Below are 4,668 nucleotides of genomic sequence, written 5' to 3'. Positions count from 1 at the left end.
TGCGTCGGATGCCACCTCGTGCCGAAAATGTCTGCCGCAGCCTCGCCGTTCCTGGGCCAGACGTACAAGGCATCGGAGGCCGCCTGCATCGGCTGTCACGGTGAGGATTTCCGGGGCATCCTGGGCGAATGGCAGAAGACGATCCAGAAGGCGCTGGCCGACGCCCGGCCCGCCGTCGAAAGAGCGAGAAGCGTAGCCGCGAAGACCGGCAGGGAGAACAGGAAGGCAGCGCAGCTTGCAAAGGACGCCGAGTACAACTACCTCTTCGTGCTGTACGGCAAGGGTGTCCACAACGTGGAGTACGCCGTGGACGTCCTCAAAAAAGCGAAGGCCGACGCACAGGCGGCGGTGGCGGGGGGAAGTAGATAAGGAGCGTCCCCCCCGGGCAAACGACATTCATGAAAACGACGGCCCGGGGGATCGCCCCGGGCCGTTTTGGTTGCGGCAAAATGTTAGCCTGGCCGACTTTACGTTATTTCTTCCCGGCCATCTCCTTCTTGATCTTGTCAAGGTTCGACTGGGCGACTTTCAAGAGCTCGAGGCTCAGCCGGTAGTTGTGGGTGCCCCGCCCGTTGGAGACGGCGAGGTAGTTCGCTTCCGCCTGTTTCAGGAGAGCGTCTTCCGCATCCACCTTCTTGCCCATCTTCCTGGCGCGCGACAGGTATTCGCGAGCCTCCTCGAGCGCAACGGCGATTGCGTTTTCCCTCTTCGTGATGTCCTGCTTCCAGCTAAGGAGCATCTGGCCGTATTTCGCGCTGTGGCATTCCTCGCACTTCGCCTTCACCGTCAGGACCGTCTGAGTTCCTTTCTTGAGCTCGTGGCACTCGGTGCACTTCGTCCCCGCCTGCGCCATGTAGTCCGGCTGCGGGGAGACTCCGAAGACCTTCACTTTCCCCTCGTAGAGCGCCTTCTGGGCTTTGTGGCAGTGCCCGCAGTCGATGTCCCTGCTCTCGTGGTGGCACTTCATGCATTCGGACTTGGTGACGATGCGCATCTTGTGCTTATCCGGGGAATGGCACTTGCCGCATTCGATCCCCACGTCCTTGACGTGGAGCGTGTGCGGGAAGTTGGTCTCCATCTCCTTGAAGAAGATCTTCTCCGGCGGCCCGACCCGCTGGTGGCACAATGACATGCAGTAGGAGGTCGGCTTGGCCAGTATCGCAGGCTTGGCAGGCCCCCCTCCGATGCCCGCCGTCTTGTAGGCGGCGGAAACCTGGTCGTAGCCGGTTTTGAGGATCTTGAACGCGTATTCGATGTTGTGGGCGCCTCGCCCGGCCTTCATGAAATTCAGGTTGGACTGGGCGTCCGCCACCAGCGCGCGGGCGCCGGAGGCGTTCTTCGAACCGGCGGGCAGCGACGCCACCGCGGACTTTCCGGCGGAGACGATACGCTCCATATCCGCGGTCATTATCCGCGACTCGTGGATCCAGTCGTCGAGCATCAGGTCGTACTTCTTGCCGTGGCAGGCGACGCAGCTGTTCCGCTCGGCGGTGAGCTTCTTCTCGCCGGGGAAAGCCACCCCCGACTCCCGGGTCTCCACCGATTTCGTGTGGCACCCGTCGCACGCCACCTGCGCTGAAAACATCCGGGAGGGGGTATCGGGCACGCCTTTCGCCCCCGTTCCCATGTACATTTCCTTCTGGTAGTTGTGGAGCCGCTGGTGGCAGGAGTCGCACTTCACCTCGAAGGTCTTCACAAGCTGCACCTCGCCGTGCCGTATCGGCTCGTGGCAGCGGAAGCACTGGACGCTGTTGTAGGTTACGTGGGTACGGTGGATCGCCAACGGGTCGCCCTTTTTCTCCACCCGCTCGACGTGGCATTCGTGGCAGTGGGAATCGTTGACCTTTCCGTCACCTTCCGCGACGCGGATATGGCACTGCTTGCAGGGGACGCCCAGCTTCAGGTAGGAAGAATGATTGAAGCTGAATCCGCCGTGCTCCACGGTCTTCGTGGGGGTCCCGTGGCAACCCGGGCAGCCGCCAAGAGCCTGCCCCTGGCTGATGCCCTTGAAGTGGCACAGGAAACATACTTTCGTGTCCACCGCGATGTGCTCGCCCTGGACGATCGAGTAGTGGCAGCTCGTGCAGCGAAGCTTCTCCCCGCGTTTGAGCTTGCCTATGTGTTCCTGGTGGTCGAAGGTGATGCTGGCCCCGAGCTGGGCCTTGCCCTTTTCGATCCTGCCCTCGTGGCAGCCTGACGCCAGGCAGGAGGAATCCTTGACGTTGGCGCGCGGCCTCGGGTTATAAAGCCCCGTCCAGTATTTCAGTGTCGTCACCGTGATGAACACGGGCGAGAAGGAGTGGCACTTGATGCAGGATACGTTCGCATGCCTGGATGTTTTCCACTGCTGATAATACGGATCCATGTAATGGCAGACGACGCACGATTTCGGGAAGTACGCGGATACGAAGAAGGCTCCGTTGACCACGATGAGCGCCGCGACGACGACTCCCCCGACGGCCATGAGCGGCCGCCGGTAACGCAGGACCAGATCCCACCAGTTCAGGAACATCTCTTTCATTAATTAGTGCCCTCCGCCGCGGCCTGTTGTTTCCTCTTCGCCATGATCTCATCGTATTCGAGCGGGTGTTCTTCCTTGATCTCGTGCTCCGAGATCTGTCCGTGCCACCACATGAGCGTTCCGGGGAACCGCTCCGGGTTGAAGTGGACGTTGTAGAAGTGCCAGATAACTATCGCAAGGGTCGCCAACATCGCCTCGTCGCTGTGGGCCTCGTGCGCTATGTCGAGGACGAACTTCGGCATGTATTTGAGCGCGATCGATTCCCCCCAGAGCAGCGCCCCCGACCCGATCATGATGATGCAGCCCCAATAGACGGCCCAATAGTCGAACTTCTCGATGTAGCTGAAACGGCCGAACTTCGGCTTCTCCCCTTCTTTTCCGAGAAAGAAGCGAACGTTCTGGACGGCGTCCTTCAGGTCCTTGGGCATGGGGATGAGCAGCAGGAAGTCCCGCCTTCCGTCCCTGGAGAGGATGGTATAAAAAAGGTGGTGGACCATGAAATAAATCAGCATCCCGGCGCCGATCCGGTGCACGAGGGTGGAATTGTTGATCCCCCCCCACAGGTTGATGACGAGCCGCGAGAGTATGAAGTTGGGGAACTTGATCGGCATTCCCGTGATGATAAGCAGGATGACCGAGGTGAACATCACCATGTGCTGGAAGCGGAAGTTCCGGTTGAACCGCTGGAACATCTCACCTTCCTCGTGATGCTTCTCCTTCCTGCGCTCCTCCCGCCGCCTGCGCTCCTCGTCACGGCGCTCCGCGGCCGTGCGGAGCCGCATCTCGCGCTCCATCTCCTCGCGCACGCGCTTCCGGATCTTTTCGCGGATCTCCGTTGCTTTTTCCGGGTCGAGGCCGGCGGTCTCCGTCGAGATTGCCTCTTCCACTTCCCGGTCTATCTCTTGCTGCGGGATCGTCTTCTTTTCGTCGACGGACATTCGTTCGCTCCCCTTTTTTCTACTTGCCGCCGCGCAGCCGCTTCGAACGCCCGTACATGTCCAGAGCGATGTGCGCGATGAGGGCCAGCATCGTGCCGATGGTGAGGTATTTGAAGAAGGACGCCACGTAGTAAACGATGCCCGCCTCCTTCTTCTTGGCGTCTATGTGCATCTTGCCGACCGCGAAGTTCGGGTTCGCCCCCGGGTGGCACTTCCCGCACGTCTTCGGGACGTTCTGCGGATTCACCGAAGAGAGCGGGTCGGCGGCGGGTCGGATGTCGTGCGTCCCGTGGCAGGAGGAGCAGTTTGCGACCGTCCGCGACCCGAACTGGTTCGCCACGCCGTGGAACGATTCCTTGTAGGTGTGGACCTGCTCCGTCTCGATCCCGAACTTGCTCATGATGGAGACGGAGGCGTGGCACTTGGAACACTGGTCGGCCACGTGCGTCGCGTACACGGTGGACTTGGGGTCCTTGGGTCCGTAGATCGTGTGCTCCCCGTGGCAACCCGTGCAGGAAGGCGCCTCCTTGATCCCCTTCGAGACGGCGACGCCGTGGATCGACGTCCGGTACTTGGCATAGATCTCGATGTGGCAGCGGCCGCACGTCTCCGCGACGTGCTGCTGCGCGACCGCCGATTTATCGTTCTTCGTCTTCACGATGGCGTGGCTGCCGTGGCAGTCCTGGCACATGGGAGCCTTGACGTTTCCCTGCGCGATCGCCTTCCCGTGGACGGAATCGAAATAGGCGAGGTAGCCGTCCCACTGCGGCGCCCCTTCGGCGTTCCCCTTGTAGTGGCAGTGCGTGCAGGTCACCCGGCGGGGCCGCACCCGGTGAGGAATCTCGCTGACGTCGAAGTGGCAATCGACGCACGTCTTCTTCTCGTGTACCGACCCCTTGAGGCTGTCGGCGGTCACGAAGATGTCCCTTATCTTTCCGTCCACCAGTACTTTACGGAACTCCGACTTGCCGTGGCACAGGGTGCATTTTTCCAGGGATATCCTGGCTTCCGCCGGGGGAGGAAATGAGAGCAAACCGATCCCCAGGATGGCTGCGGCGATCACTGCGAACAGCGACTTGAACCCGCATTTCTCGCCAAGGTTCGTCGCGAGGCGGTGGAGACGGGTATGGATACAAGGCGCCGCGACCGAGGGCACCGCAGTAGACATACCCGTATCCGCCGACGCAGCAGAAGCCTGGTGAGAATTGC

At 61.1% G+C, this 4,668-nt stretch carries 4 protein-coding genes; 1 reads left to right on the top strand and 3 read right to left on the bottom strand.

All coding sequences use genetic code 11. The features are described 5' to 3' along the window. Positions 1 to 18: 18 nt before the first annotated feature. The gene (locus tag HY896_02680) at positions 19 to 369 is read left to right on the top strand and encodes a hypothetical protein (GenBank protein ID MBI5575251.1); all 351 of its coding nucleotides are present in this window, start codon (positions 19 to 21) and stop codon (positions 367 to 369) included. A 103-nt stretch (positions 370 to 472) separates the two neighbouring features. Here the strand turns inward: HY896_02680 and HY896_02675 are convergent, their stop codons facing one another. Genes HY896_02675 through HY896_02665 form a run of 3 tightly spaced genes read right to left on the bottom strand, consistent with a single transcriptional unit; the run spans position 473 to position 4,627 of the window. Further along, positions 473 to 2,521, bottom strand: a complete 2,049-nt coding sequence (locus HY896_02675; protein ID MBI5575250.1) for a hypothetical protein — start codon at positions 2,519 to 2,521, stop codon at positions 473 to 475. Further along, on the bottom strand, positions 2,521 to 3,459 hold the full coding sequence (locus tag HY896_02670; protein MBI5575249.1) for a cytochrome b/b6 domain-containing protein: 939 nt from the start codon (positions 3,457 to 3,459) through the stop codon (positions 2,521 to 2,523). The genes HY896_02675 and HY896_02670 overlap by 1 nt, the downstream gene beginning before the upstream one ends. Positions 3,460 to 3,478: 19 nt before the next feature. Next, positions 3,479 to 4,627, bottom strand: a complete 1,149-nt coding sequence (locus tag HY896_02665; GenBank protein ID MBI5575248.1) for a hypothetical protein — start codon at positions 4,625 to 4,627, stop codon at positions 3,479 to 3,481. Between the last annotated feature and the right edge of the window lie 41 nt (positions 4,628 to 4,668).

It is taken from the genome of Deltaproteobacteria bacterium (genome assembly GCA_016218975.1).
Lineage (GTDB): Bacteria > Desulfobacterota > Deferrimicrobia > Deferrimicrobiales > Deferrimicrobiaceae > JAENIX01.
The sequence above is the reverse complement of the archived record's forward strand: the minus strand, read 5'-3'. Positions and strand labels throughout refer to the sequence as shown.

Coding starts and splice junctions, on each gene's coding strand:
- HY896_02675 (MBI5575250.1), bottom strand. CDS start 2,521: ATGAAAGAGATGTTCCTGAACTGGTGGGATCTGGTCCTGCGTTACCGG.
- HY896_02670 (MBI5575249.1), bottom strand. CDS start 3,459: ATGTCCGTCGACGAAAAGAAGACGATCCCGCAGCAAGAGATAGACCGG.
- HY896_02665 (MBI5575248.1), bottom strand. CDS start 4,627: ATGTCTACTGCGGTGCCCTCGGTCGCGGCGCCTTGTATCCATACCCGT.